20 protein-coding genes are annotated in these 25,103 nt (G+C 42.7%); 15 read left to right on the top strand and 5 right to left on the bottom strand.

From position 1 onward, the window contains the following. Positions 1-63: 63 nt before the first annotated feature. Entirely contained in the window at positions 64-2,304 is a 2,241-nt protein-coding gene (locus tag QE417_RS09410) for a penicillin-binding protein 1A (protein ID WP_311949506.1), read from the bottom strand. A 3-nt stretch (positions 2,305-2,307) separates the two neighbouring features. After that, complete coding sequence (porW, locus tag QE417_RS09405; protein WP_311949505.1) at positions 2,308-5,133, bottom strand: type IX secretion system periplasmic lipoprotein PorW/SprE; 2,826 nt, start codon at positions 5,131-5,133, stop codon at positions 2,308-2,310. A gap of 110 nt (positions 5,134-5,243) precedes the next feature. Here porW and QE417_RS09400 point away from each other — a divergent pair, with 110 nt between their 5' ends. From QE417_RS09400 to QE417_RS09355, 10 genes are all read left to right on the top strand, one after another. Further along, the gene (locus QE417_RS09400) at positions 5,244-5,441 is read left to right on the top strand and encodes an AtpZ/AtpI family protein (RefSeq protein ID WP_311949504.1); all 198 of its coding nucleotides are present in this window, start codon (positions 5,244-5,246) and stop codon (positions 5,439-5,441) included. Next, positions 5,438-5,818 carry a hypothetical protein gene (locus tag QE417_RS09395; RefSeq protein WP_311949503.1) on the top strand — a complete coding sequence of 127 codons (381 nt, stop codon included), beginning with the start codon at positions 5,438-5,440 and terminating at the stop codon, positions 5,816-5,818. Before QE417_RS09400 ends, QE417_RS09395 begins: the two co-directional genes overlap by 4 nt. A gap of 32 nt (positions 5,819-5,850) precedes the next feature. Further along, positions 5,851-6,912 carry a F0F1 ATP synthase subunit A gene (gene atpB, locus QE417_RS09390; protein ID WP_311949502.1) on the top strand — a complete coding sequence of 354 codons (1,062 nt, stop codon included), beginning with the start codon at positions 5,851-5,853 and terminating at the stop codon, positions 6,910-6,912. A 49-nt stretch (positions 6,913-6,961) separates the two neighbouring features. Next, the gene (atpE, locus tag QE417_RS09385) at positions 6,962-7,168 is read left to right on the top strand and encodes an ATP synthase F0 subunit C (protein WP_157540113.1); all 207 of its coding nucleotides are present in this window, start codon (positions 6,962-6,964) and stop codon (positions 7,166-7,168) included. Between the two features lie 163 nt (positions 7,169-7,331). Beyond that, positions 7,332-7,841 (top strand): F0F1 ATP synthase subunit B, encoded by a 510-nt coding sequence (atpF, locus tag QE417_RS09380; RefSeq protein WP_311949500.1) that lies wholly within the window; start codon positions 7,332-7,334, stop codon positions 7,839-7,841. An 80-nt stretch (positions 7,842-7,921) separates the two neighbouring features. Then, positions 7,922-8,467, top strand: a complete 546-nt coding sequence (gene atpH, locus QE417_RS09375; protein WP_311949499.1) for an ATP synthase F1 subunit delta — start codon at positions 7,922-7,924, stop codon at positions 8,465-8,467. 36 nt (positions 8,468-8,503) lie between these two features. Further along, positions 8,504-10,078 (top strand): F0F1 ATP synthase subunit alpha, encoded by a 1,575-nt coding sequence (gene atpA / locus QE417_RS09370; protein ID WP_311949498.1) that lies wholly within the window; start codon positions 8,504-8,506, stop codon positions 10,076-10,078. A gap of 87 nt (positions 10,079-10,165) precedes the next feature. Next, complete coding sequence (atpG, locus tag QE417_RS09365) at positions 10,166-11,059, top strand: ATP synthase F1 subunit gamma (RefSeq protein WP_311949497.1); 894 nt, start codon at positions 10,166-10,168, stop codon at positions 11,057-11,059. A gap of 302 nt (positions 11,060-11,361) precedes the next feature. Continuing rightward, positions 11,362-12,237 (top strand): DUF4349 domain-containing protein, encoded by an 876-nt coding sequence (locus QE417_RS09360; RefSeq protein WP_311949496.1) that lies wholly within the window; start codon positions 11,362-11,364, stop codon positions 12,235-12,237. Positions 12,238-12,323: 86 nt separating this feature from the next. Continuing rightward, on the top strand, positions 12,324-12,524 hold the full coding sequence (locus QE417_RS09355; protein WP_311949495.1) for a hypothetical protein: 201 nt from the start codon (positions 12,324-12,326) through the stop codon (positions 12,522-12,524). A 147-nt stretch (positions 12,525-12,671) separates the two neighbouring features. Here QE417_RS09355 and gldB read toward each other — a convergent pair whose 3' ends face one another. Beyond that, positions 12,672-13,715 (bottom strand): gliding motility lipoprotein GldB, encoded by a 1,044-nt coding sequence (gene gldB / locus QE417_RS09350; RefSeq protein ID WP_311949494.1) that lies wholly within the window; start codon positions 13,713-13,715, stop codon positions 12,672-12,674. Positions 13,716-13,782: 67 nt separating this feature from the next. Here gldB and QE417_RS09345 point away from each other — a divergent pair, with 67 nt between their 5' ends. The 3 genes from QE417_RS09345 to QE417_RS09335 all read left to right on the top strand — a co-directional run bounded on the left by QE417_RS09345 (position 13,783) and on the right by QE417_RS09335 (position 18,312). Further along, positions 13,783-15,438 (top strand): NAD+ synthase, encoded by a 1,656-nt coding sequence (locus tag QE417_RS09345; protein WP_311949493.1) that lies wholly within the window; start codon positions 13,783-13,785, stop codon positions 15,436-15,438. Between the two features lie 306 nt (positions 15,439-15,744). Next, on the top strand, positions 15,745-16,419 hold the full coding sequence (locus QE417_RS09340; RefSeq protein WP_311949492.1) for a DUF4136 domain-containing protein: 675 nt from the start codon (positions 15,745-15,747) through the stop codon (positions 16,417-16,419). Between the two features lie 93 nt (positions 16,420-16,512). Beyond that, positions 16,513-18,312, top strand: a complete 1,800-nt coding sequence (locus tag QE417_RS09335) for a hypothetical protein (protein ID WP_311949491.1) — start codon at positions 16,513-16,515, stop codon at positions 18,310-18,312. A gap of 9 nt (positions 18,313-18,321) precedes the next feature. On the opposite strand, the gene QE417_RS09330 is transcribed toward QE417_RS09335, so the two are convergent. After that, positions 18,322-18,792, bottom strand: a complete 471-nt coding sequence (locus QE417_RS09330; protein ID WP_311949490.1) for a hypothetical protein — start codon at positions 18,790-18,792, stop codon at positions 18,322-18,324. A 121-nt stretch (positions 18,793-18,913) separates the two neighbouring features. Here QE417_RS09330 and QE417_RS09325 point away from each other — a divergent pair, with 121 nt between their 5' ends. Further along, the gene (locus tag QE417_RS09325; protein WP_311949489.1) at positions 18,914-22,672 is read left to right on the top strand and encodes a S8 family serine peptidase; all 3,759 of its coding nucleotides are present in this window, start codon (positions 18,914-18,916) and stop codon (positions 22,670-22,672) included. 66 nt (positions 22,673-22,738) lie between these two features. Here QE417_RS09325 and QE417_RS09320 read toward each other — a convergent pair whose 3' ends face one another. Next, entirely contained in the window at positions 22,739-23,233 is a 495-nt protein-coding gene (locus QE417_RS09320) for a hypothetical protein (protein WP_311949488.1), read from the bottom strand. Between the two features lie 179 nt (positions 23,234-23,412). Between QE417_RS09320 and ggt the strand changes: the two genes are divergently transcribed. Further along, a complete protein-coding gene (gene ggt, locus QE417_RS09315; RefSeq protein WP_311949487.1) occupies positions 23,413-25,098 on the top strand; it encodes a gamma-glutamyltransferase in 1,686 nt (561 codons plus the stop codon). Positions 25,099-25,103 lie beyond the last annotated feature (5 nt).

The raw sequence follows: 25,103 nt of genomic DNA, 5'->3' as shown, positions 1-25,103 counted from the left end.
ACTAATCAGCGGTATTTAGTTTACAAGTGTCTTGGCTCTTGGTTCCTGGCTCTTGACTCTGTTTTAAAACCCCAGCTTATTATCTACCTCGGCGGTGCCTTGTTGCTGCTGGTTATAAGCATTGCAATCAAGCGTGATACCCACGCCGCCTTTAGGCTGGGCAAAGTCTATGTTTTGTTTAATGCCTAACGATTGATCGGCATACACTCTTTTCATATACAGCGCAAAAATGGGTAAGGCACTGTTAGCTCCCTCGCCCAAGTTAATACTGCGGAAGTGGATAGCCCGGTCTTCGCAACCGGTCCAAACGCCGGTAACCAGTTGCGGGGTTACGCCAATAAACCAACCGTCGGAATTGTTTTGTGTGGTACCTGTTTTACCACCAATAGGGTTGCGTAAGCCGTATTTGCTGCGCAAACGCCAGCCGGTACCTTCGTCAACCACACCTTTAAGCATGTACGTCATTACATAGGCAGCCTGCGGGTTCATGGCTTGTGATACACGGGGCTTATGTTCGTAAAGCAGGTTGCCGTTTTTATCTTCAATACGTACCAGGTAAGTAGGCTCGGTCCACAAACCTTCATTTGCAAAGGCACTGTAAGCACCGGTCATATCATAAACTGATGCATCAAATGTGCCCAAACAAATGGTAGGGTAAGGTGGCACGTCTGATGTTACACCCATTTTTTTAATAAGTTGCATTACCGGTTCGGGACCAACCTCTTTCATAACATGGGCGGTAACCCAGTTTTGCGAACGGGCGAGTGCCTTACGTAAAGTAATCATGCCGGGCACAGTTTCCCCCGGATCAGACCGTGGGCACCAGGGCTTACCGTAACCATAAATAGTATCGGGCACGTTATTAATTTGCATACATGGCGAAAACGCTGCCTGCTCAATAGCCACCGCATAAGTAAACGGCTTAGCGGTTGAACCCACCTGGCGGGTACCCATTTTTACCTGATCGTACTTAAAATGCTCGTAGTTAATACCGCCAACCCATGCCTTAACGTAACCAGTACTTGGGTCCATGCTCATCATGGCATTGCGGAGCAACATCTTGCAGTACACTATCGAGTCGATAGGTTTCATTGTGGTATCAATATTGCCATGCCAGGTAAACAGGTTCATGGGGGCAGGCGTATTAAAATCGGCACGTATTTCTTCTTCGGATTTTCCTTGTTGTGTTAACGAGCGGTAACGGTCCGAGCGTTTCATGCCCTGGTCTAACAGCATTTTAAAATCGGGGATGCCTTTCCATAAGCTACGGCCGCGCCAGTGTTGGTTAAACTGGGTTTGCAATTGCTTCATATACTCACGCTGAGCATCTTCGGCGTATTGCTGCATGGTGAAGTTAATGGTGGTATAAATTCTTAAACCATCACGGTCAAGATCATAAGGCGTACCATCTGATTTATGCAGGTCTTGTGCATTTAAAATCTTCTGCACATCCTTTTTCAATACCGAACGAAAATAGGTAGCTAAACCCTCATTATGATCGGTAGGGTGAAAGTTTAAGCCCAGCGGTTTTGCTTTAAACTCTGCGGCCTGGCCTTCACTCAAATAATCCTCTTCGGCCATGCGGCGTAAAACAAAGTTACGGCGGCTAATGGCGTTATCGGGGTGACGAATGGGGGAGTAAAGCCCCGGTCCGTTTATCATACCAATTAACAGCGCTGCCTGATCGGGGGTAAGTTTATCAGGAGTAGTATTAAAGTAAGTAGCTGCGGCCGAACTTATGCCAAAGGTATTGTAAGCCCCAAAATCAACCGTGTTTAAGTACATGGTCAAAATCTCTTCTTTGGTATAGTTACGCTCCAAACGAACTGCAATTACCCATTCCTGTAGTTTTTGGCGTATGCGTGTAGTAAAGTCGTGCGAACGCTCCGAAAACAAGTTAAGCGCTAATTGTTGCGTAATAGTACTGCCACCTTGTTTTTTACCAATAAGGTTATACAAAATAATGGTAAACGTACGGCCAAAATCAATACCCGAATGCTTCAGGAAGCGATTATCCTCGGTAGCAACAAGCGCGTTAATTACATTGGGCGATATTTGATTATAGGTAACGCTCGACCGGTTTTGCACAAAATACTTACCTAATATTTTTTTATCAGAGGAGATGATCTCAGATGCCTGGTTGCTTTTCGGGTTTTCCAGATCGCGGAACGACGGCAGACTGCCGAACACGCCAAAGGCTGTAAGCGTAAAAATTAGCGTAATAAATAACAGGAAGGCAATGGCTGCTTTCCATATCATCCAGTTATAACGTTTTATTTCGTGTTGAGTAAGTTTTACAAACATCGGTTAAAAGTTTTTTTGATAGTAATCAATATAGCTATCCAAAGTTTTTCGGTCGGCTAATTTATCCAGATTTTCTTGAGTGATGATAAAAAAGCTGTATTTATCTGCCGGAACCTTCATGATCTGTGGTAACAAGGGTACAATTTGCCTGGCGTATTCTTTGGCTGCATCTTTACTGTTAAACACGCCTATATAAATAAGCTGGTTATCGGCACCCACCGGTTTTAGCTGGTGTTTTACACCGTTTCCACGGTAAATTGTGCGGTTAAACTGCCCAAACCCAAACCTCGAAGACGATAGGTTGGTTGTACCACTACTCACATTAATGGTAAAATAGTAATTTGTGCTATCGCGGTTATTAAAAATTGATGGGGCAGGTGGTGGTATTACCGGGGCTGTAACAGTAGGGGCAGGCGCAACAGTTTTTTCTACCGGCGGTGTTTTTGCAACAACAGGTTCTTTAACCGCAGGCTTAGGCTCCGGTTTGTTAACAGGTGGTTTGGCGGCTGCAATTACAGGTTGTTGTAATTTAGGCTGAACCACGGGCTCTGGAATAAATACAGGAGCATTCGGGTCGCTGTCAATAACGGCAAAGCGGCGGGTTGCCATCTCGGCCTGGTTAGCATCTATATATATAAGGTGTTGCCTTACCAGCGGTGTAATTAGGGCATCATTAGGATAGCGGGTGTTTATTTGCACTAATTCGCTGCGGAAAGGCGTCACCTTTTCCTGGTGGCCTGAGGCTAATGCACGTAAATAGGCTATTTGCGGAGAAATACGATTATCAGGGTATTGGCGCAATAATTCGTCTGAACGGGTAATTACCCGCGGGTACTGGCGCTGAACGTATAAATCGTATATCTGGTTATAAAAAGCGTTCAGCTCGGCATCTTTATCATCCAAACGGCGGGCAAAATCAGGATCGGTAATTACCCTGGCAAAAGTGCTGTTAGGATACTGATTTAAAATAAGGGTTTTATACTCCTCGGAGCGCGATGGGTTTACATCGGCATACAAACGGTAAAGGTTGTAATAATTGGCCGCCAGGTTTTCATCTTTCGGGAAACGTTTCAGCAGCTGTTCAAAAGTAGCAATTGCCTCTGGTTTATCATTCAGCACATCGCGGTAAAAAACTGCTAAATCAACATAGGCATTATATATACGCTGGTTTGATTTTTCGATCTGCTCGGGTGTAACCGGTATACTTTGCAATAAATCCTGCTTGGCGTTGTTTGATGCCACGTCTTCCGTACTCTTCTGCATGTTTGGAAGAACCACTCCAGGGTTAACCGTTTGTGATGAATTAGCAGTATTGGTGGTAATGTCGCTGTTGTTACGCACGCTTCGCCGCCAGTTATCTTCCAAACGGCGGTTTCCCCATTTACGCTTAAAATCAGTAAAGCCCTGGCTTATAGCCCCGGTGTTATCAAAATAAAATCCGCTTGGGTCGGCGCCGTTGGTGGTTGGCGTTTTGCTATTGTCAACACTGGTAAGATTATTAGCCGGGTTAATTGTATTTGCTGAGGCAGAGGCGTTGCTTGCTGCAGTAAGAGATTTTTGTTCCTCATCGCGTTTAGCCATTTCTTCGATGCGCCTACTGCGGGTAGCGGTATCTAACTTTGCCAAGGCTTGCAGGGTATCTTCACGCGCTATGATATGTAGCTTATCAGCGATCAGTTGCAGGTTATCGGCCTTGGTTTTTATGGTTTGGTAACCCGGGTAATTGGGCGATAAGCTAATCAAAGTGCTATCGTAATACTTACGGGCGGTTACATAATCGCTTTTGTTTTTAAAGCTGATGTCGGCCAGGCGCAGGTAACTCAAACCCTTTTGATTTTGATTACGGAGACTGTTCTTAACAGACAGTTCGTAATTCTTTACAGCCTCATCAGTTTGATTGTTAATGATGGCTAATTCGCCCAGCTGATAATATATCTGGTCTTTAAACTCCAAGTTGTTCTCGTTGCGGAGTAAACTCTTCAGGCGGTCGGCACGGCTTATATTACGGCCGTTTTGAATATCCTCTATGCGTATGCGGTTAATTTCGGCGTTAAAAGCCATTACAAACGGCGCATTACTTTTTACAACTCGGGTATAGTTGTCGTAAGCATCGGCCGGTTGTTTGGTGAGCTCCTGCAGTTGCGCCAGTATAAATATCCAGCGCAAACGCTGCTGCGAACCAGTGGCCAGCGGAATAGCTCTTTTGCCCATATCAATAGCATCGGGGTAGTTTTGAGCGTCGATATACAACTGCATACCTGCGGCGTAAATCATGCCAGCCTCGGTTTTTTGCTTATCAGTAAGGTTGATAATGGCGGTATCTAAAAGCACTTTGGCCTGTTGTAGTTGGTTAAGGTATAGCAACGAGCGTATTTGCCAGGCACGGGCCTGCTGCACAATTTTAACGTTTTGCCTGAATGAACGGGTTATGTAACCGCAATACTCAACCGAGTTAAAATAATCGCCCCGCAAATGGGCAGCTTTTGCCAGCAGGAGGTAGGCATCATCAATATAATTGCTTTGTTCTTTAATGCTGATGATTTTGTTGGCTTTTACCACTACTTCGTCCAGTTCCTTATCGCCCGTGGCCCGGGTTGAAGCGGTATCCTGGTATACGTTTAATACACGGTCGTAATCGTCAATAAAAGCAGTGGCGTAGCTTTCCTGTTTTATTGTTAAAAGCTCATTGGCGTTAAATAAAATATTGTAGCGTGCAGTAAGATTTTGCAGCCCCCGGTTTACCGCACTCTCTTTTTCGAGCGAGCAACCGGCCAATAGCAAAAGCATCACCAAATGAAAAGGACGTATGTTTTTTAAAGTGCGCTTCAAGTTAAATGTACATAGGTTGTAAAAAGCCAGGCTAATTTACTAAATACTCTGCAACGCGTTTCATAAATTTGCAGCAATTCATAATACACTATATAATATAAACTATAAGTATGAGTAAACCGGTTAACAACTATATTAAATATACAGGCATAGCCTTTCAGATGGTTGTTATTATAGGTGTGTTTACTTTTATTGGTTACGAGTTAGATACAAGGGCTGCTCATGCTACCATGTGGGTAACCGCCATCCTATCATTAATAGGTGTATTTATATCATTATACCTGGTTATTAAATCCCTTAAAGATTGAAAAGGTTTTTTGTTGCCTTTGGCATTTGTACTTTAATTATTGCCTTACCTCCCGCCATATTAGATTATGCAGGTAAAGGCAGTTTGCTTATTCCGGGTTTCTGGCTCGTTTTCCAGTTCTTCTCGTCGTTAACGTTTTTGATTTGTTTGGGCGTAATTTGGGGCCAGCGGCAAAATGATACTTTGGGCGGACAAATATTTTTAGGAGCCACCACACTCAAACTTATTTTATGCATGACAATAGCCCTTGTTTACATGCATAAATACAAGGTAAACGACATCGCGTTTGTGCTCAACTATTTTTATCTATATTTATTTTATACGGCCTTTGAAATATACAGTTTGTTGAGTAACTTGCGCGTCCAAAATAAAAAGTAAAAATCTCACAATTAATGGATTTTAGGCACATTTTGAACTCAAAAAAATTATTCCTCAGCCTTATTTTAGGTGTCTTTCTTACACTAACCACGTGTAAAAGTTTTGCTATACAACACGAAGAACACCCTGCTGAGGCTGCAAATGCAGAAAAGGAGGCCTTTAATCCTACCACTGCAATTCTTGAACACATTGCCGATTCGCACTATTGGCATGTGATTGGTGATGTATCTATCCCTTTGCCAATAATTTTGTTTACCGATAAGGGTACGGAGTTTTTTTCAGGCGCCAATTTCCATCACGGGCATGAGGCTTACCAGGGGCAGTACTATACTTATAAGCTTATTGAAGATAAGATTCGTGTGGTAAATGCTGCCGGCGAAGTTGATAAAGAAGCATCGAGCCATATTTATGATTTTTCGGTTACTAAAAACGTATTGGCTATGTGGATAGCGGGTTTGATCCTGTTTATTATCTTCTTTAGCATTGCTGCTTCCTACAAAAAACGTGTGGGTAAAGCCCCTAAAGGTTTGCAGTCATTTATCGAGCCGGTTATCATGTTTGTGCGCGATGAAATTGCGCGTCCTAATATTGGTTACCGTTACGAGCGTTATATGCCTGTTTTGTTAACTATATTCTTCTTTATATGGATCAACAATATATTGGGTTTAATTCCAATTATTCCGGGTGGAACCAACGTTACCGGTAATATCCTGTTTACGTTTGTAATGTCGTTCATTGTATTGTTGGTGGTAAACTTTAGCGCTAACAAGTACTACTGGAAACACATTTTTATGCCACCTGTACCGGTTTGGTTGTACCCGATCATGATTCCGGTAGAGTTAATAGGTGTTATCTCTAAGCCGTTTGCGTTAATGATTCGTTTGTACGCTAACATCTCGGCAGGTCACATCATCGTATTGAGCTTAATATCGTTGATATTCATCTTTAAGAGTTTCTTTATTGCCCCGGTTTCTATTGTGTTCGTATTATTTATGGACGTATTGGAATTACTGGTTGCATTTCTACAGGCGTTCATCTTTACCATGCTTACCGCTTTGTTTATCGGTACAGCTGTTGAGGAGCATCACCATTAATAGTTTCGTAAATAATTATACACTATATTTAACTTTAAATTAAACAAACATGACTGGAAGTATTGCTGCATTAGGTGCAGGTTTAGCGGTTATCGGTGCTGGTATCGGTATCGGTCAGGTAGGTGGTAAAGCAATGGAAGGTATTGCTCGTCAGCCTGAAGCTTCTTCTAAAATTCAAACTGCAATGATCATCGCTGCTGCACTTATCGAAGGTGTTGCACTGTTCGGTGTGGTAGTTGCATTGTTAGGTAAATAATATTACCTAACTCACAAAATCAAAAACCTTACTTGCAGCGGTTGGCGGCAGGTAAGGTTTTTAAACAGCCTCTAACCCCTCCCAAACCCTCCCCGGAGGAGAGGGCTTAATAAGGCTTAGTAAGTTAAATACAGTGTTGGTTTATCTAACAATATTCATATAAATGGAACAATTATTTGAAGGTTTATTAAATGATCATTTAGGATTTGTGGTATGGGCTGCGTTAGCGTTCATCATCCTGCTTATCCTGCTGGGTAAATTTGCCTGGAAACCTATCATGACTGCTATTGGCGAGCGTGAGCGTTCAATTGAGGATGCTTTACTGAAAGCCGAAGCTGCTAAAGAAGAAATGGCCCGTTTAACTAACGAAAACGAGCAATTATTGAAGGAAGCACGTGCCGAACGCGATTTGATTTTACGCGAAGCTAAACATCTGAAAGATCAGATCGTAGCTGAAGCTAAGAACTCAGCTAATGTTGAAGGTGCTAAAATGATAGAAAAAGCAAAACTTGAAATTAACAGCCTTAAAGCTATTGCTATGGCTGATGTGAAAAACCAGGTAGCTACTTTATCATTAGAGATAGCCGAGAAAGTTTTACGCAAAGAGTTTGCCAACCAAAACGCACAAGATGAGTTGGTTGCCGATTTATTAAAGGAAGTAAAGATTAAATAAGTTAGTGAGTAGTGAATGGTGAGTAGTTAGGTAATTAACTTTTCAACCACTCACCATTCAACCATTCACCACTCAACAATATGTCTGAATTAACAGTTGCATCCCGTTACGCTAAATCATTAATTGATTTGGCTTTGGAGAAAGATACTTTGGAAGCCACTAAGCAGGATATGACTTTTTTTGTGCAAACATTAAAAGCTAATACCCAGTTACAGGCTGTTTTGCGTAATCCTATTATTTCGCACGATAAAAAATTGAAGGTATTGCAAGGTATCTTTACCGGAAAAGTAGCTCCATCAACTGATGCCTTTTTCAAAATAATGGTAACTAAAAGCCGTGCGGAGTTATTATATCCAACCGCCCAGGAGTTTATTAACCAGTACAACATCAAAAAGAACATTGTTAAAGCTACTGTGGTTTCGGCAACTCCATTGTCTGAAGCTAACCGTAATCAAATCATTAGCGAGGTTAAAAGCCTGAGCGGTGGCGAGGTTGTATTGCAAGAAAAAGTTGATGCAGCATTAATTGGCGGCTTTGTATTAACCGTGGGCGACCGCCAGATTGATACATCAGTAGCGAGCAGCCTGCAAAAATTGAAGAAAGATTTCGCCCAAAAGGTGATTTAATATTAAAAACACACTAATACTAAATAAAATTACAAAATGGTAGAGGTAAGACCAGACGAAGTATCGGCCATCCTGCGTGAGCAATTGTCGGGCTTTAAGTCAGAATCTGAATTAGAAGAAGTGGGTACCGTACTTCAGGTAGGTGACGGTATTGCCCGTGTTTATGGCTTAACAAAAGTACAATACGGTGAGCTGGTTGAATTTGATAACGGCTTACAAGGTATAGTACTTAACCTTGAAGAAGACAACGTAGGTGTGGTATTGCTGGGTTCTTCGGAAGGTGTTAAAGAAGGTGATACTATTAAACGTACCAGCAAAATTGCCTCTATTCAAGTAGGTGAAGGTATGTTAGGCCGTGTGGTTAACACACTGGGCGAGCCAATTGATGGTAAAGGACCAATTGCCGGCGAAACTTACGATATGCCTTTAGAGCGTAAAGCTCCTGGTGTAATTTACCGTCAGCCGGTTAACGAGCCGTTACAAACTGGTATCAAAGCTATCGATGCGATGATTCCTATCGGTCGTGGCCAGCGTGAGTTGGTTATTGGTGACCGTCAGATCGGTAAAACTGCGGTTTGTATCGATACCATCATCAACCAAAAAGAATTTTATGCTGCAGGCGAACCTGTAATTTGTATATACGTTGCCTGCGGTCAGAAAGCATCTACCGTAGCTAACATTGTTCGCACACTTGAAGAGAACGGTGCTATGCCATACTCAATCGTAGTTGCTGCCAGCGCTGCCGAGCCTGCTCCAATGCAGTTCTTTGCGCCGTTTGCAGGTGCTGCCATTGGTGAGTACTTCCGTGATACTGGTCGTCCGGCTTTGATCGTTTATGATGATCTTTCTAAACAAGCTGTGGCTTACCGTGAGGTATCTTTGTTACTTCGTCGTCCACCGGGCCGTGAGGCTTACCCTGGTGACGTGTTTTACCTGCACAGCCGTTTATTAGAGCGTGCCGCTAAAATTAACGCTAACGACGAGATCGCTAAAGACATGAACGACTTACCTGAGTCGATCAAACACTTAGTAAAAGGTGGTGGTTCATTAACCGCTCTTCCAATTATTGAAACCCAGGCTGGCGACGTATCTGCTTATATCCCAACCAACGTAATCTCAATTACCGATGGTCAGATATTTTTAGAGTCGAACTTGTTTAACGCAGGTGTTCGTCCGGCTATTAACGTAGGTATTTCGGTATCACGTGTGGGTGGTAACGCGCAAATCAAATCAATGAAGAAAGTTGCCGGTACTTTAAAGCTTGATCAGGCTCAGTACCGCGAGTTAGAGGCTTTCTCTAAATTCGGTTCGGATCTTGATGCAGCTACCAAAAACGTGTTAGATAAAGGTGCCCGTAACGTAGAGATCCTGAAGCAAGGCCAGTTTTCGCCGGTATCGGTTGAAAAACAAGTTGCCATCATTTACTTAGGAACCAAAGGCTTAATGCGTAACGTACCTGTAAACAAAGTACGTGAGTTTGAGTCGGAGTTTTTAAGCCAGATGGAACTGCGTCACCCTGAAGTATTGAAAGCATTGAAAGCCGGTAAATTTGATGATAGCTTAACCAGCGTACTCGAAACCGTAGCTAAAGAACTTACAGCAAAATATTAATATTTAGTAAAAAGTACTTAGTAAAAAGTAAAAAGTAGCAGGATAAAGTCTTACTACTTTTTACTTGATACTTTCTACTCACAAAGCATGGCTAATTTAAAAGAAGTAAGAAACCGTATTGCGTCGGTAAACTCAACCCAGCAAATCACCAAGGCCATGAAAATGGTTTCGGCTGCCAAGCTGAAGAGAGCTACCAATGCTATTGTTCAATTGCGCCCTTATGCTACCAAGCTAAAGGAAATGCTGGCAAACCTATCGGCAAGTATTGAAGATGGCGCATCACCTTATTTGCAGGAGCGCGAGCCCGTGCGTGTATTGGTAGTTGTGGTATCATCAAACCGTGGCTTGGCAGGTGCTTTTAATGCCAACGCCATTAAAACCACTAATAATCTTATAGCCGATAAATACAGCGAGCAATTTGCAGCCGGTAACGTATCAATAGTAGCCATTGGCCGTAAGGCTCAGGATTACTACCTGAAACGCAACTTTAATGTAATTGGCGATAACAACGAAGTATACAGCGATTTAAACTTCACCACCGTATCGGTAATTACCGAGGCCATTATGCAAGGTTTTGTTGATGGTAAATACGATCGTGTTGAATTAGTATATAACCACTTCCGCAACGCTGCTGTACAAGTTTTAGTTAGCGAACAATTATTGCCTGTGCCTAAAGCCGAGGCCGAGCTTAATGCAACTAAAACAGCTGCCGATCAAACTGATTATATTTTGGAGCCATCGCAAAAGGATATTGTTGAGCAGTTGATTCCTAAAAATATTAAAATTCAGTTATACCGTGCCGTATTAGATTCAAATGCATCTGAGCATGGCGCACGTATGACCGCGATGGACAAGGCAACTGACAATGCCGGCGACTTGCTGAAAGCCTTAAAACTTTCGTACAACCAGGCCCGCCAGGCAGCCATTACCACCGAGCTTACCGAGATCGTGAGCGGTGCTGCAGCCCTATCAAACGGATAATTATAAACTTGAATATATTTTACCAAAGCCGGACGCCAGTCCGGCTTTTTTGTTTTAAAAGAATTAGCTGATTTATTTTATAGCTGGTATTTCGTGTATTGCGAGGCGCAGGGTGTGGCAGAACAGATGATCGATGGCAATCTTCTCTTGATGTTTACCTTTGCATAAGGGAAGTACCACGCTATCGATCGCAATGAGAATTTAAGATAACTTTGTAACAAACACATAGTAAATACAAAACCTTAGGGTTACTTTTTGCCGGTTTTCGGTATCAATATAAAAAACCATAAAACTTTAATACTATGAAAATGAGCAACTTATTAGTGCTCCTGGCCGTGCTTTGCCTTTTTGCAGCCTGCAAAGGAAGTGGAAGTTCATCAGCATCAGACTATAGTACTTCATCTGCCGACTCAGCTTCGGTTGATGCGGTTATCACTGATACTATTGGCAAAAAGCTGGTGAAAACAGGAGAAATGCGTTTTAAAGTAAAGGATGTACAACAGGCCGGAGAAAAGATCGGTGATTTAGCAAGAAACTACAAAGGTTTTGTAGTGCACCACAACATGCAATCTTCAATTTTGCACGATGAAGATATGCGTACCAATCACATTGATTCGTTAAAGCATGTGTCGGCATATACTTCTACGGCCGACATCACAGTTAAGGTGCCTTCGCAAAATTTAGAACAGTTTTTAAAAGAGGTGAGCCATTTAGGAATATATGTGAATGTTCGCCGAATGGATATTGAAGATAAGACACTCGATTATTTATCTACCCGGCTAAAACGCGAAAATAGGGCTGAAATTGATTCGAAACAAGATAAATGGAAGCCAACCATAAAAGAAGCAGATGCCATGCTAAAGCTTAAGGATGATATGGTTGATCAAAAAATCAGCAATACATTCCTTGATGAATCGGTTAAGTATAGCATAGTTGTACTTAATTTATATCAAAGCAATACAGTAGTGCGCGAGATGGTAGCTAATGATAATACAAGTGCTTACCAATTGCCGTTGTTGAGTAGGTTTTGGATTGCAGTTACAGATGGCTGGGAAATGTTTGCCGTGTTCATTATCGGCCTCGTTAATCTTTGGGTGTTTATACTGGCCGGATGTGGGGCTTGGGTAGGTTATCGTATGTATAAACGCAAAAACTCTACAATAACAACTGCTGTTTAAATGTTTAAAATATCTGCAATCTGATAGGGTGAATTACCCAAAGATTTATATTTTTGCGCTAACAAATAGCAATTACCATGAGTTCAATGCAAAAAGCTAATTCGCCAAGTATTTACCTGATAATATCTGCAGCTACCATTATTGGTTTAGTAGGTGTGTTTTTCCGTTTCCTGGATCAAATCTGGGGTCACGGATTTATATTCACCAGTGTATCAAATGTTATCCTGGTAATTGGTATCCTGATTTCGTTAAAAGGTGTGTTCGCCATTTTAGGCGCAAAAGACTAAGTACCTTTTTCTACATAAAACAAAAAGAGCTTCCTAAGATGATTAGGAAGCTCTTTTTTGTTTGGCCCTCCCTGGAATTGAGGGAGAGGAAACTTGTCCTGTTTTTAAGTACTTCCGCCTTAGGCGGAGAGGATTTAGGTGGTCTACCTACTTAGGGTGATACCCCGCATCATCCAAAATCTTCTGCGGGTCATTTAATGCCAAGAGCTGTTGAACCGTAGTGTAGGGATGCTTGATCATATACTGCCTGATGATTTGCCAGCCCGTATAAACGGCCAACTTAGGGGCCGATTCATTTTTTTCGCCTAAGCCGGGTGTAAACGGGGCTTCGTTCAAATATTTTTGCAGTTTGAGGTAATCCGTTTCGTAAAGCAAATTTTCTTCTAAAAAGTAACCCCATATATTTTTTTCGAAAGCTTGGCACCACTGTATTTGCTGCGAGGTGTAACCAATCTTTGTGCTGTCGGGCACATCCGGAAGCAATACATCCATCAGGTACAACATTTTACCTTCATAAACCATTTTGGCTAAAAGAGATCTGTCTGCATCCGCTTCCGGAAACATGTCTTCATGCAGCATACCTTCTATAACTCTCGGGGTTATATTATCGGGCGTAAACCTGCGCGACAAATAATGCGGATAAGTATTAACCAATGCCGGGTAAAACTTTGATTTTAGTCCCAAAAACTGATCGAGCCCTATACCAAAATAGCCATTACCTAAAGTAGTTTGCGCCTGGAAGCCAGAAAAGTAAGCATAAACCTTGGGCAACTGCTTTTGCGGGAAGTAATATTTAATACGTTTGAATGCATCGGTTAATTCTTCTTCCTGCTTTTGGAGGTTAGGATAAACCGAATCTACTTCGTGTTTTAAATCCAGGTAGGGCTTACCGGCAAATACCTGGCGCAGGTTGACAAAGTATGCTGTATCGGCAATATTACCTGCATCTAAAATACGCTGAATAAAATCTGCATAAAACGGGCCATATTTACTTTGTAATACCGCTACCTGCTGCGCCATGGGTTTATTTCGCATAAGGTCAAAATCATGGTCAAACCGTTCAATATGCACTTCGAGTTTAATATTGCTTACATCTATCTTTTTTTTGTCCTCTTTACAAGAACTTAGTATGGCGGCTATTAAAAAAAGCGCATAAAAATGTTTTAATTTGCTGCGGTAGAGTATGCTCATATGGTATGAACAAAAATATTGGTTTTGAGTTCATATTTATGATAATGCACTATATAATACCTTTACTATGAAAATTGCACTGGCACAGCTAAATTATCACATCGGTAATTTTGATTCAAATACAGCTAAAATTATTGATACGCTAAACACAGCCCGCCAAAACGGAGCCGATTTAGTTGTATTTGCCGAACTGTGCATAAGTGGCTACCCTGCCCGCGATTTTTTGGAGTTTCGCGAATTTATAGGCTTGTGCGAGCAATCGGCACAAAAAATTGCGGCTGCATGTACCGATGTAGCATGTATTATAGGTATACCTACGCCTAATAAAAAGAAGAGCAAAGGGGGCAAAGACCTGCATAACTCGGCCTATTTTATTGCCGACGGCGAGGTAAAATACGTTGTAAATAAAGCCCTGTTACCTAATTACGACGTATTTGACGAATACCGCTATTTTGAACCCGAAACAGAGTTTACCTGTGTTGATTACAAGGGTCATCGTATAGCGCTAACCATTTGCGAAGACTTGTGGAACACCATCGAAAACCCGCTATACATCAGCAGGCCGATGGATGTGCTAATTGAGCAAAAGCCTGATGTGATGATAAACATTGCTGCATCGCCGTTTGCTTACAATCATGATGAAGAACGTATTGCCATTTTAAGCGATAATGCCAAACGCTATAACTTGCCCCTGTTTTATGTAAATCAGGTAGGCGCCCAAACCGAAATTATTTTTGATGGTGGTTCGTTGGTTTTTGATAATAAGGGCGAAATGGTTGATGAGATGCCTTACTTTAAAGAGGTGCTCAATTACTACAACTTAAATGATGATGCAATCATAACGCCCGAACAACCTGTAACCCTGATGCGGCAACGCCAAACCGATATTGAGCAGATACACCAGGGACTGCTGTTAGGCATACGCGATTATTTTTACAAATCAGGCTTTAAGCAAGCTATTTTAGGCTTATCAGGCGGTATCGATTCGGCTGTAGTTTGTGCGTTGGCTGCCGAAGCTTTAGGTGCACAAAACGTGATGGCTGTATTGCTGCCTTCTAAATATTCAACCGGGCACTCCATTACAGATGCCGAAGATTTGGTACGCAACCTGGGCTGTAAATCTGAACTGGTAGAAATTAAATCAATTACCGATGCTTTTGAAACAGCGCTTCAGCCGCAGTTTGAGGGTTTGCCGTTTAATATAGCCGAAGAAAACTTACAGGCCCGTAGCCGTGCCGTGGTATTAATGGCCATGTGTAATAAGTTTGGCTACATCCTGCTCAATACCTCAAACAAAAGTGAAGCAGCAGTGGGTTATGGTACTTTATATGGTGATATGTGCGGTGGCATATCGGTACTGGGCGATGTTTATAAAACACAGGTTTACCAGCTGGCTAATTACATTAACCGTAACGGCGAAATTATCCCGCAAAATTCTATTGTTAAACCCCCTTCGGCCGAGTTACGCCCCGATCAAAAAGACAGCGACTCGCTACCTGATTACGATACCCTTGATACCATCCTGATGGAATACGTGGAAAACCGTCTTTCATCGGCCGAAATTATTGCCTTAGGCTACGATGAAGCCACCGTGCGCCGTGTGCTGAAACTCGTAAACACAGCCGAACACAAACGCTATCAAACACCGCCAATATTGCGCGTATCGCCCAAGGCCTTTGGCATGGGGCGCAGAATGCCTATTGTAGGTAAGTATTTATCGTAGAGCATTCTTGGCATGATGGCTAATGATGTCATTGTTGTTATGTGAACCGGAATGGTTCAGAATTATTATCTCGCCTGAGGCGGATAATTGTGGGCTATGTTAAAGAAAAACCAATAAACAGGTAGATAGCATATGAACGCATACTTGAGGCTGTAACAGTCTTGCAAACTGCACTCATTACTCTAAACAAATTACCACCGCTCATACTTGTTTACTTTATGCAAAATTTATTGCAATAAAAAGTACCAGCACACATTAAACCTTTATAATGAGCGTTGTCTAATAAATACTATCAAAATTATATCTATGAAAAGGTTACTATATGTGGGGCTGATGTTGGTTATGGTAACCGCATTTTCAGCCTGTTCAACCGGCTATCATTATTACACTGCCGGTCATGACGACATTAGCTTGTCGCAATACAAAACATTTGCTTTTGCACCGCAAATAAAGCCGCGTAAGCCGGATAGTGTAATAAGTGACAAACGTAATTTGGGCGCACGTTTAAATTACATTAACAACAACAAGTATTACAATAACCCGGAGGCCTATCAAAAAATTAAGGATGCTGCAGCATTAAGCCTCAAAAATAAAGGTTTAACCGAACAAAATGGTGGTGCCGATTTAATTGTACGTTTTAATACCCTGGTTGACCGTGGTACCCGAACATCATACAATTCGCCTTATTGGGGTGGTGGCTGGGGCTGGGGTCCTGGTTGGGGTTGGGGAATGGGCTGGAGAGGCCGTTTTAGCCCAATGTTTTACGGTGGTTGGGGCGGCTGGGGAGGCGGTTATGCCTATCCAACCCAGGAACACTTTAAAGAAGGTGTGTTAGCCATTGAGTTGATTGATGCACGCACCCGCGAACCTGTATGGATAGGTTATAGCAGTGGCGAGTTAAGTCGCGACCCGCAAAAAGTAATGGCCCGGTTACCCGAAATTGTTGAAGGTATATTCAAAAAATTGCCGGTAAGATCATAACCTGTTTAGCCATGTTGAATTGTAAAGTTTGCCTTACGGGCAAACTTTTTTGTTTTACGGGGTTTATTTTAAGGGCGAGGTTACCTAAAACACATGGCGGGTTCTGTATTTAAAACACGTACGCAAAAAATTGTACTTGCAGTACTTGCCGCATTGGCGTTACTGTTGCTCATAGTGGTGTTATTTATTAACAGCTTTTTAAAACCTGTACTAACCCAAAAACTTAAAGAAGGCGTTGTAAAAGCAACCGATAGCCTTTACCAGGTAAATTTTACTGATCTTGATTTAAATATTTTTAGAGGCAAAGCCTCGCTGTACAATATTGAATTCAAACCCGATACCGCCGTTTACAAGAAGCTGAAGCGGCAGGGTAAGGCACCATTTAGCCTGTACAATTTGCAGGTAAAGCAAGTAAGTATAAACGGGGCAAAGGCAATTAAAATGTTCTTTAAAAAGGAACTTGAGGTTGGAAATATCGTACTTACGGGTTCAAAAGTGCAATTGAATAAATACGGTGAGAAGCCCGGTACAGGCGCTAAAGAAAAGCGTACCCTTTATCAAAAAATAGCCAAAGATATTAAGCACATAAAGGTTGATGCCATACAGCTTGATGATATGCAGTTTACTTTTAACGATTATTCGGGTAAAAAAGCTGCTGCATCCATTTTAAGGCACATTAGTGTTAGGGCCGATGATTTACTTATTGACTCTGCAACCCAGGCCGATACCACCAGAACATTATTTTGTAAAGATATAACCGCACGTTTACGCAATTACACCGGGCAATCAACCAGCGGCCTGTATAAGTATAGGGTAAAATCGCTCGAATTGCATACCGCTGCATCAAGGGTAACGGCTTCAGGGGTAGAGGTGCAACCATTGCCCGTGTCTGTTTACTTTGCTAAAAGTAAAACAGATAGGTTTGCCTGTAAGTTTGATAGCATTACGCTTAATAACTTCGACTTTAACATGTATTACCGGCGCAGCGGCATAACCATTGCAGATGCGCGGTTAGAGGGTGGTTTTTTTGAAGTATTCAGTAATCCAAATGGTTCTATTCCAGCTACCGACAGGTTGGTCACTTTTCCGCATTGGGCTATCCGGCATCAATTTAAAACCATTTTTAATATTGATACCCTTCGCATCAAAAATACCGACGTAAGCTACCGCCAATATAATAAGCAATCTAAAAAAAGCGGGGCAGTAAAATTTTTAAGCACATCAGCAAGATTCCTTAATATTACCAACAGCAAACAGGCTTTGCAAAAAAATAATATTTGTAGGGCATACGTTCATACGCGCTTTATGGGCGTAGGCGGGCTTGATCTATGGTTTAATTTTAACCTTAACGATGCCGATTACAAGTATAGCTATCGTGGTCACCTCGGCGCTATGGATATGCGGTCAGCCAATACCGCATTGGTGCCGCTGAGTATGATACAAATAACTTCGGGCAATTTAAAAAGTATTGATTTTAAGGTGAGTAGTACGCAAAAAGTATCAAATGGGCAGCTCAAAATCTTATATAACAACCTAAATGTAAAACTGCTTCGGCAGGATGATGAAAAAGGGTTCACTAAAAAGTCGTTGTTGAGTTTGCTTGCTAATAGCTTCGTGATCAAAAGTGATAATCCTGATAAGACAGGGCAAAGTCCGCGGTTGGCTACGTTAGCATTTATCCGGCCGGGCAACTTTCCGTTCTTTAAAACCATATGGTTTACTTTGCTCAACGGCATAAAAGCCAGTGGCATGGGCAAGGCTCCTAAAGCCAACGAACGTACGGCCAAAAAAATCAGGAAAGAGAAGGAAAAGGCAGCCAAAAAGGCGCGAAAACTCAAAGAAAAAGAAGATAAGAAGTTTAAAGAAAAGCTGGAGAAAACCAAATCTAACTAAGCCTAAAGTTTAATATGCTGCTCCAACATTAACCGTGATATTGCGTTGGGTAATTTTCCCGTTTATAACTTCGGCCGGGTTCAATGTACCTTTACCATCGGTTTCAGAAGCAAAAAATTTCCCGTTAAATTTCATAAATACCGAGTAATTCCCGGGAGGTAAAGATATTTTATAATGGCCTGTGCTATCACTTTTGGTTTGGCCAATCTTATGTGTTTTAATGTTATTGAAAAGTGGTATTTGTCCTTCGGTTTGCTGTATGGTTGTAGCCTCATAAATTAAAATATCGGCAAGTAAGCCTTTTCCTTGTGCTGGCAATCGACCTTTCATGGGCATCTGGTTTCCGCTAAGGCGGGTTACTTGTCCCTCAATACCTTGTGTAATTTGTTGTGGTTTTTGCATCGAACATGAAATGATGATAATACCTGTAATTAAGACAATGCCAATAATTTTTATGTACCAAAAGGAGTTGAATTTCATGTATATCAGTTTAAGGAAAAGAATAAATTTATTGTAAATATTTTTGACCATAAAATCTTATCAGATAATATTAAATTAGTCAAAAATTATAAGGCGATTGTATGCCAATCGCTACTAATATATGTATAGCAATAAATTTAGTAAAAGTGTTTGGACTGCTGCAATAGTGTTACTATCAATATGTAATGCTTTGGCTCAAAAGCCATTGGTAACCGAAGCTAAAAAAGCCGAGCTCGACCAGTTGGCCGTTCAGATAGAAAATACCTATAATACTGGCTTGCAAAAGGCATTATTATTAGCTCCTCAACGCAATTGGATAACCCGCAGAACCACTAAAACCGGCGAAGAAATTGCACTGCAGCGCATCACTCCATTGGGTTTTCCTGTTTTTTATAAAACTTACAACAATACCACTGCGGCAGCAACCACCCGCACAAACAGCATTCAAACCGGTGGCGATTTAGGCCTGAACCTTTCGGGCTCAAGCACTACGCTAAATAATAAATTGGCTATTTGGGATGGTGGCTCGGTGTTAACCACTCACCAGGAATTTGCCGGTAAAACTATTACCCTGCGCAATGCAGCAGCCGCAACTTCGCAGCATTCAACTCACGTAGCTGGTACTATGATAGCAAAGGGCATTTATGCCCCGGCCAAGGGCATGGCTTTTAATGCAGGCACTCTGCAGTCCTATGATTTTAACGCAGATATAGCCGAAATAACCGCAGCTGCATCAGGCTTGTTGCTCTCCAACCACTCTTATGGCCCTATTGTAGGCTGGAATTACAATGATGACGAAGCCCGCTGGGAATGGTATGGTTTACCCGGCGATACCGAAGATTACAAATTCGGTTTTTATGACAGCGAATCGCGCAGTATAGATCAGGTGGCCGTAAATGCCCCTTATTATCTTATTGTTTCGGCAGCGGGTAATAACCGCAGTTACACAGGGCCGGCAGTAGGAGCTAACTACTGGGGCTATGCCAGCCGTACCGATCCAACTTTAGTAAGTAAAGGCCCTCGCCCTGCTGGTATAAGCAGCAATAGTGGTTTTGATATAATTGCCGGTTTTTCGGTTGCTAAAAACGTGCTTACCGTTGGCGCTATAAACCAGTTGCCCAACGGGCCTACAACGCCGCAATCGGTATCTGTAACCAGTTTTAGTTCGCTTGGCCCAACAGATGATGGCCGTATTAAGCCTGATATTTGCGGCGATGGCGACCAGGTTTTATCAACCAGTAACAGCAGCAATACGGCATACACAACTTTGTCAGGTACCTCAATGGCCACGCCAAATGTTACCGGGTCATTACTCTTATTACAAGAGTATTATTCACAAAAAAATGCCGGTGCGTTTATGCGTTCGGCTACCTTAAAAGGATTAGTTTGCCATACCGCTTTTGATGCAGGTAATATCGGCCCTGATTATATATACGGCTGGGGTGTGCTTGACAGCCGCAAAGCAGCCCAGGCTATAACCGATAAGGGAACAAAAAGCCTGATAAACGAAAATACTTTACAGCAGGGACAAACTCAAACACTTAGTGTGGTAGCCTCGGGCAACGGTACCCTGGTGGCCACCATAGCCTGGACAGATCCGCAAGCCACAGTTGCGGCAGATGGCACACTAAACGATCGTACTGCCAAACTCATTAATGATTTAGATATTCGCATCAGCGATGCATCAACTACATACAGCCCCTGGACACTCAACTTGTTAACTCCATCAGTTGCAGCCACACGCGGCGATAATACACGCGATAACGTTGAGCAGGTTTATGTTGATAATGTAATTCCGGGTCATACTTATACAATACGAGTAAGTCATAAAGGAACCTTGCAGGGTGGCTCTCAGCCGTATTCATTAATTGTCACAGGCGTAGGTGGATCTCCTTATTGCGCTTCGGCTCCGGCATCAAGCGCCGACTCACGCATCGACAATGTTACCCTATCAAACATTAACAATACTCCTGCTGCCGGCTGCACTACTTATAGCGATTATACTAACAGGGTAATACAATTAGAGCAGGGCTTGAGCTATCCGTTAAGCCTAACATTAGGTACCTGCGGAGGCAATTTTAACAAACGTGCCAAAGTATTTATTGATTGGAACGGTGATGGAACTTTTGACCCTGTAACTGAACTGGTTGCCACAACCGGCGTAATAAACGGAACAGGTACCTACAACGCCAATATAACCGTACCAGCCGCTGCCATAGCCGGAAATTATAGTTTGATGCGGGTAGTATTGGTGGAAACTACAGATGATACCGCCATTTTGCCTTGCGGAACTTATAATAAAGGTGAAACGCAGGATTACCGCGTGCAGTTTATACAAGCCGCCCGTGATGCAGGTGCCATAAGGGTTACCAACACTGCAGTGGGCGGAGCCTGTGCCGGAACATCAAACATTAGTGTAAGACTGAAAAACTTTGGACGTACAACCATAAGCAATATACCGGTAACTGTAACCGTTACTCCTGTTGCCGGAGGGCAAACCATTACTTTAACCGAAACCTATACCAAAACACTTGCTACGCTGGCCGAAGATGATTTTATACTCAACGGTACGTTCAATGCCGTGGCCGGTGCATCGTACACTATAACAGCAACTACAAATCTTACTAATGATCAGGTTGCGGCTAATAATGGCGTTACAGCTAATATTGTGATAGGATCTATACCAGTACCGGCAAATTTAATGGCTGCTTATTGCGATGATACCAAGCAATACCTGCTCTCGGGCAGTGGTGAGGGCGAAGTGTTATGGTACACTGTTCCAACCGGAGGTACGCCTGTAACTGCCGGTTCAAGTGCGCTTACAAAGGCCACGCCAACCAACAATACCTTTTATGCAGCCCTTAATGATTACAGTGCATCTGTTGGACCTGCGACCAAGTCTAATTTTGGTGGGGGAGGTTATAATCAGTTCGGCCAATCGGTTACAGTATCTACACAAATCCCAATTGTAATTCAAAGTGCGCGTTTGTATGTGGGTAATTCGGGTACAGTTAGCGTTATAGCTACCAACGCTAACGGGCAGGAGGTTGCCCGTACCAATTTAGCAGTAACGGCAACCCGCACTACGCCCGCAGCCGGCGCGCAAAACGATGATTTAGCCGATCAGGGTCAGGTTTATAATTTAAATTTAGTGCTGCCTCAAGCCGGTATTTATCGTTTAACTGTAAGTTATGCTGATGGCGCTACATTGTTTAGAAGTAACGCTGGTGTAAGCGGCTATCCTTTTGGGAATGCAGTTTTTAACATTCAGCGTAATAATGCAGTATTGGCTAATAACCCTACTGATACTACAGCTTACCGTGGTTTTTATTACTTTTTTTATGACATGAAAGTGGCCAGCAGTGGTTGCCCATCGGCTGTACGTGTGCCAGTACAGGTAACAAGTCCTGTTATTACGCAAAATGGTACAATGCTTTCATCAAATTTTGCAACAAATAATCAGTGGTACTTAAATGGTACTTTAATACCCGGGGCAACAAGCCAAACGCTGGTGCCAGCGCAAAGCGGTAACTATCAATTACAAAATATACTGGTTACAGGTTGTACGGCTATCTCACCGCTTTATACCTACGTTAAGGCCGATGGGGTGGTAAATACCTCAACCGATATTAAGCTATCGGTGTATCCGGTGCCAACAGCTACTAACTTAAATATTTCTTTTGTAGCGCCCGAAGCAAATACGCTCACTTTGTCGCTTATCAGTACACAAGGGCAGGTTGTTTATAATAATCAATCGGCTGTACAGGCAGGTAACTACAGTGGTGCCATTAACGTTAGCCGGTATGCCGCCGGTACTTATGTAATGCGCATAATGCTGGGGCAAAAAGCGTATTCGGCTAAAATAATTATTGCTAAATAAAAGCACGTTAAACAAGAACGCCATTGCAAACTGCAATGGCGTTCTTGTTTAGGATAATGCCTAACTTTATTTAAAGGTATATTTTATGCCTAAGCCTGGTGCAACGTCAAAAAATGGTCCGCGCCCAAGTTCAAGGCGGGGGTTAAGATCGAGGCTTATGGCAATAGGGCTTTGAGGAATGAGATACTCTAAGCCTAAAACAGCATCGGCACCTAACAGTATACCGCCTTTGTAATACTCATCACCACCGCCAAAGCGTTTGTAACGCCCTTCGCTCATGGCACCTAAGTGCGCGCCTGCACCATAATACCATTTAAGCTGTGCTACATTAAACGCATCTTGGTGTATTTGGTATAATCCTGTAACAACCAATCCGTTTTTACGAATGCCTAAAATACCTTCTATGGCGTTACTCTCGTTTAAAAAGTATTTTCCTGAAGGGCCATTTTCATAACCGCCAAATTTTAAACCGGCTGCTGCTGTATATAATTGTGCTTTTGCCTGCTGCTGAAATAGCATTATAAATGCCGAGGCAAGTAGTATTAGAGCTGTTTTTTTCATGATGTGAGTTTTGTAGTAAACGGCAAATTTGGGGTTTTATGCCATTTTGTGATCTTAAATTTGTGTTTAAGCGATGTAAGTATTGAGTATCAGTGATAAATTTTTAAGTCATTATGACGGTCCTTTGCCTCATAAGTTTAACTCTATTCATTAAATTACAAAAAATTAGAGGTTAAGGTATGGTAAATTTAAAACGTGCTGCTGCCTGCTTATTTATAGCAGTTGCAGGCTTTACGGTAAATACATCGGCACAAACCAAAGGGTACTATAAGGGTATGGTAGTTTGCGCTTACCCCGATGCTGCCCGTGCCGGGCTTGAAGTACTGAAAAAAGGTGGTAATGCCGTTGATGCCGCCGTAGCTGTGCAGTTTGCCCTGGCGGTAACCTTACCTCAGGCCGGTAATATTGGGGGCGGCGGTTTTATGGTTTACCGTTCGGCGGCCGGGCAAACCAGTACTTTAGATTTCAGGGAAAAGGCTCCCGCCTTAGCCACTACCAATATGTATCTTGACGGTAGCGGGAATGTTATACCTAATAAAAGTTTATTCACACATCAGGCGGCCGGTGTACCCGGTTCGGTTGATGGTATGGTGCAGGCTCATCAAAAATATGGCAAGCTAAAATGGGTCGATGTAGTGCAACCGGCGATAGACCTGGCCCGCAAAGGATTTGTAGTAACCGAACATTTGGCGAATGATATTAACCGCAGCCAGGAGCAATTTACCAAGCTCAATGCCAATGGTAAAAACTATTTTATAAAAACCACGCCCTGGAAAGCTGGTGATGTATTAGTACAGGAAGATTTGGCCAAAACATTAACGCTGATTAGTGATAAAGGGCGTGCCGGTTTTTATGAGGGCGCTGTGGCAAACTACATGGTGGCCGAAATGAAAACCGGGGGCGGCTTAATAAGCCAGGCCGATTTGAATAACTACCATTCGGTATGGCGCAAGGCAATTACGGGTAGTTATAAAGGTTATAAGGTTATTACTATGCCCCCGCCATCAAGCGGTGGTATTGCTTTATTGCAGTTGCTGCGTAGTGTTGAGCCTTATCCGTTAAACCGTTGGGGGCACAACCAGGATTCGACGGTGCGATTGATCACAGAGGCCGAACGGCGCGTGTATGCCGATCGTTCTAAATACCTGGGCGACCCTGATTTTTATAAAGTGCCTGTTGATAGCCTGTTGAAACCCGATTATATAATCGGCAGAATGAAAAGCTTTAGCTGGGATGCAGCTACTCCAAGCAGCAGTATACAGCCCGGCAGCTTTGCCGGTTACGAAAGCGACCAAACTACCCACTTTTCTATTGTTGATGCTGCGGGCAATGCGGTATCAATTACCACTACGCTCAATGGCTCGTTTGGCAACAAAATATTTGTTAACGGTGCAGGCTTTTTGCTCAATAACGAAATGGATGATTTTAGCTCGAAACCGGGCGTACCAAACATGTACGGACTGGTAGGCGGCAAGGCAAACAGCATACAGCCGGGCAAACGCATGCTATCATCCATGACGCCCACTATTATTGAAAAAAACGGTAAACTCTTCATGGTGGTTGGCACACCGGGCGGGTCAACTATTATAACCTCGGTGTTTCAAACCATATTAAATGTAATTGATTTTGGGCAGGATGCACAGCAAGCGGTAACATCCAAACGTTTCCACCACCAATGGCTGCCTGATGAAATTCAGCCCGAAACTGCAGCCTTTACCGATGAGGTACTTAATAAGCTCCAACAAAAAGGTTATAAAATAAAGCCCCGGGGCAGCATTGGCCGGGTTGATGCCATTGTGGTAACGCCGCAGGGCTATGTAGGCGGCGCCGACCCAAGAGGAGATGATACCAAAGCAGGATGGTAATATAA

The organism is Mucilaginibacter terrae (assembly GCF_031951985.1).
Lineage (GTDB): Bacteria > Bacteroidota > Bacteroidia > Sphingobacteriales > Sphingobacteriaceae > Mucilaginibacter > Mucilaginibacter terrae_A.
Note: the sequence above shows the minus strand (reverse complement) of the source record. Positions and strands in the feature narration are given on the sequence as shown.